Raw genomic sequence first — 248 nt, 5'->3', positions numbered from 1 at the left:
GCGTCCCAGGGTAAACAGTGGCCGCTTGAAAGGCTCAAGCGCTTCGATCAGCTCGGCCCAGCCAGACACTTCCCGCCAGTCATCCGCCGTTTGCGGCTGCCACGCCGGGCGCCGTAAGGCCCAGCACGCCACCCCGCACAACCGCGCGGCTTGAGCCGCGTTCCGGCTGATCTGCGCCGCATACGGATGAGTCGCATCGAGGATCAGGCTGATCCCCTCATCCCGAACATACTGCGCCAAACCCTCAG

Annotated in this window: 1 protein-coding gene; it reads right to left on the bottom strand. The window is 65.7% G+C overall.

Annotated elements, in window-relative coordinates; translation table 11 throughout:
* On the bottom strand, window positions 1-248 hold a 248-nt coding region (locus AC0L3U_RS39955; RefSeq protein WP_473365205.1), incomplete at both ends, for a precorrin-6A/cobalt-precorrin-6A reductase.

The organism is Bradyrhizobium sp. Kon69 (assembly GCF_055807515.1).
This window is presented reverse-complemented; position numbering and strand designations above follow the sequence as displayed.